This is a genomic window from Streptomyces albidochromogenes (assembly GCF_005981925.1).
GTDB lineage: Bacteria > Actinomycetota > Actinomycetes > Streptomycetales > Streptomycetaceae > Streptomyces > Streptomyces albidochromogenes.
Genome location: NZ_VBVX01000460.1, coordinates 1 through 3723, shown reverse-complemented (window position 1 = coordinate 3723; position 3723 = coordinate 1). Strand labels below are relative to the sequence as shown.

Below are 3723 nucleotides of genomic sequence, written 5' to 3'. Positions count from 1 at the left end.
GCGCAGCCGTTGCCGCCCGCCCAGCCGCTGCCCGCCGAGGCGCCGGCGGCCGGGCACACGCCCCCGCCGGCCGCCGACTCCACCCAGGGCCGGGCGTTCAGCGTGCGGACCCTCGGGCAGGGCATGCCGTTCGCCCAGCAGGTCGCCCAGCAGCAGAACCAGACCCTGGGCTCCGGGCGGCGCCGCAAGCTCGCCGCCGTACGACCGGAGGCGCAGCCGTCCACGCCCGCCGAGGGCACCGCGACGCAGGACGCCGCCGAGCCGGGCGCCCGGCCGCACCCCCAGGGCCAGGGCCCGCTCCAGCAGCGGCTGTCGGCGCAGGCCGAGGGGCGGGCGTACGCCATAGGGGCACCGGACGAGGGCTCCGAGGGCCCCGAGCCACTGGACGGCCCCAACGGCGCCGTCGAGGTGGCCAACCGCCCCCAGCCGCTGCCCGTCGACGACGAGTTGCCCCCCGAGCCGCTCGACAACCCGCGCCGCCTGCTCGTGTGGCCGGCCCCGGACGTGTCGACGCAGCAGGCACTGAGCGACCGCGGCTACCGCCCGGTGATCGTGCACTCCCGCGAGGAGGTCGACGCGCAGATCGCGGCGTTCCCCGCCGCCCTGTTCGTCGACCCGCTGACCGGGCCCATCACCCGTACGGCACTGCAGTCCCTGCGCCAGGCCGCCGTCGCCGCCGAGGTCCCCGTCCTGGTGACGGCCGGGCTCGGGCAGGCGACGCGTGAGGCGGCGTACGGCGCCGATCCCGCCGTACTGCTGAAGGCGCTCGCGCCGCGCGACAGCGAGCAGCACCCGTCGCGCGTCCTGCTGATCGAGGAGCACGAGGAGATCGCGCTCGCGCTCACGGAGACGCTGGAGCGGCGCGGCATGCAGGTCGCGCGCGCCGGGACGGACACCGAGGCGGTCACGCTGGCCACCCAGACACGGCCGAACCTGGTGGTGATGGACCTGATGCAGGTACGCCGCCGGCGCGCCGGAATCGTCGACTGGCTGCGCGCGAACGGCCAGTTGAACCGCACGCCGCTGGTCGTCTACACGTCGGCCGGGCTGGACGCGGGCGAACTGCACCGGCTGGCCTCGGGGGAGACCGTCCTGTTCCTCGCGGAGCGCTCGACGAGCGCGGAGGTCCAGGGCCGGATCGTGGACCTGCTGGCGAAGATCGGCACCAACTGAGCCCTTCGCACCGAAAGGGGCCCCGCGCCGTCGCGGGGCCCCTTCGGCTTGTGTGGGAAAGGCGGGAGGAACGGCGTCAGAACGTCGTGACGTCCAGCTCACCGTCCGCGTATTGCTTGCGGATCACCTTTTTGTCGAACTTGCCCACACTCGTCTTCGGCACGGCCGGGATCAGCGCCCACCGCTCCGGCAGCTGCCACTTCGCGATCCGGCCGGCGAGGAAGGCCCGCAGCTCCTCGTAGTCCGCGCTCGCGCCCTCCTTCAGCACCACCGTGGCCAGTGGCCGCTCGCTCCACCTGTCGTCCGGTACGGCGACGACCGCCGCCTCCGCGACGTCCGGGTGGGCCATCAGGGCGTTCTCCAGCTCGACGCTGGAGATCCACTCACCGCCCGACTTGATGACGTCCTTCGCCCGGTCGGTGAGGGTGAGGAAGCCGTCGGTGCTGATGACGCCGATGTCGCCGGTCTTGAGCCAGCCGTCCTCGCTGAACTTGTCGGCGGGCCTGAAGTCCTCCCCGGCCGCGCCGCCGTAGTACGACCCGGCGATCCAGGGGCCCCGTACCTCCAGCTCACCGGCGGACTCGCCGTCCCAGGCGAGGAGCTCGCCGGCGGGCCCGATCAGGCGCGCCTCGACACCGGCCGGGAAGCGGCCCTGCGTGACGCGGTACGGCCACTCCTCCTCGGGGGTGAGTCCCGCCGGCGGGTGGGCCATGGTGCCGAGCGGGGAGGTCTCCGTCATGCCCCAGGCGTGGCACAGGCGCACCCCGAGCTTGTCGTACGCCTCCATCAGGGCCGGCGGGCAGGCCGCGCCGCCGATGGTGACGCTCGCCATGGAGGAGAGGTCGCGCGGGCGGGCGGTGACCTCGGCGAGCAGGCCCTGCCAGATGGTGGGGACGGCGGCGGCGTGCGTCGGCTTCTCGCGCTCGATCATCTCGGCGAGCGGGGCGGGCTGGAGGAAGCGGTCCGGCATGAGCATGTTGATGCCGGTCATGAAGGTGGCGTGCGGCAGCCCCCAGGCCATGACGTGGAACTGGGGCACGACCACGAGGGTGGTGTCCTTGTCGTTGAGCCCCATCGACTCGGCCATGTTGACCTGCATCGAGTGCAGGTAGAGGGAGCGGTGCGAGTAGACGACGCCCTTGGGGTCGCCGGTGGTGCCGGAGGTGTAGCACATGGCCGCGGCGGCGCGTTCGTCCAGCTCGGGCCAGTCGTACGTGGTGGGGCGGTCCGCGATCAGGTCCTCGTACTCGTGCACCCGCGGCGCGCAGCCGTCGAGCAGCGAGCGGTCGCCCGGACCCGAGACGACCACGTGCTCGACGGTCTTCAGGTGCGGGAGGAGCGGCGCGAGCAGCGGCAGCAGCGAGCCGTTGGCGACGACGACACGGTCGGCGGCGTGGTTGACGATCCACACCAGCTGCTCGGGGGGCAGCCGCAGGTTGAGCGGGTGGAGCACGGCGCCCATGGAGGGGATCGCGAGGTACGCCTCGACGTGCTCGGCGTTGTTCCACATGAGGGTGGCGACCCGCTGGTCGCCGTCGACCCCGAGCTCGTCACGCAGAGCGTTCGCGAGCCGTGTGGCGCGCTCGCCCGTCTCGGCGAAGGTGCGGCGCTGCGGCTCCTCCTCACCGGTCCATGTGGTGACCTGTGAGCGACCGTGGATCGTCATCCCGTGCTTCAGGATGCGGGTCACGGTCAGTGGTACGTCCTGCATGGTGCTCAGCACGGCGTCCTCCCGGTGGGCGCTACGCGGCAGTAATAAGGGTGGCCTGATTCTGCGCACGTACCAGGCGGTATGTCACTAGTTCCGGGCGTACGAATCCGCCGCGCCTCGCGCGTTGTCAGCGCACGGGCGCCAGTTCCGGGTCGTCGCGGAGCTTGCCGAGGGCGCGCGAGACCGCGCTCTTGACCGTGCCGACGGAGACGCCGAGGACCTCGGCCGTCCGGACCTCGCTGAGGTCCTCGTAGTAGCGCAGGACGACCATGGCGCGCTGGCGGTCCGGCAGCTTCATGACCGCCCGCCACATCGCGTCGCGCAGGGCCTGCTGTTCGGCGGGGTCGGCCGCGGGGCCGGTGGCGAGGGCGGCGGCGGGCTCGGGCAGCTCGTCGGTGGCGTACTCGTCGACCTTGCGCTTGCGCCACTGGGAGGTGCGGGTGTTGATCAGTGCGCGGCGTACGTACCCGTCGACGGCCCGGTGGTCCTCGATGCGGTCCCAGGCGACGTACGTCTTGGTGAGCGCCGTCTGCAGCAGGTCCTCGGCGTCGCACGGATTGGCGGTGAGCGAGCGGGCGGTGCGCAGCAGTACGGGTCCCCGGGCGCGTACATACGTGGAGAACGACGGGCAGGGTGTCGGCGTCGCCGCCCTGGTCGCCGCCTTGGTCGCGCTGGTGCAGACAGGCGTGGTCATGGCTCCACGCTAGGAGCGGGGTGCGCGCCGCGGATCGGCCCCAGGTGCCGAAAGTGAGTCCGCCTCAGGTTGTAGGGGCGGGGCCGGCCCCACCTCCTGCGGGTGGAGGGCGCCCGGGTCTCGGGTAGGGGGCGCGTCTCAGGGG

Annotated in this window: 3 protein-coding genes; 1 reads left to right on the top strand and 2 read right to left on the bottom strand. The window is 72.9% G+C overall.

Going from position 1 to position 3723, the window contains the following annotated elements; genetic code table 11:
- Positions 1 to 1173, top strand: a 1173-nt coding sequence (locus E2E34_RS32390) for a response regulator (RefSeq protein ID WP_138905413.1), incomplete at its 5' end; no start/stop codon positions are given.
- A 76-nt stretch (positions 1174 to 1249) separates the two neighbouring features.
- Here the strand turns inward: E2E34_RS32390 and E2E34_RS32385 are convergent.
- Positions 1250 to 2896 (bottom strand): long-chain fatty acid--CoA ligase, encoded by a 1647-nt coding sequence (locus tag E2E34_RS32385; RefSeq protein ID WP_138905412.1) that lies wholly within the window; start codon positions 2894 to 2896, stop codon positions 1250 to 1252.
- A 115-nt stretch (positions 2897 to 3011) separates the two neighbouring features.
- On the bottom strand, positions 3012 to 3578 hold the full coding sequence (locus E2E34_RS32380) for a SigE family RNA polymerase sigma factor (protein ID WP_138905411.1): 567 nt from the start codon (positions 3576 to 3578) through the stop codon (positions 3012 to 3014).
- Positions 3579 to 3723 lie beyond the last annotated feature (145 nt).

What these genes read in the sequence shown, in the direction of transcription:
- E2E34_RS32380 (WP_138905411.1), bottom strand. Translation starts at nt 3,578, where the DNA reads ATGACCACGCCTGTCTGCACCAGCGCGACCAAGGCGGCGACCAGGGCG.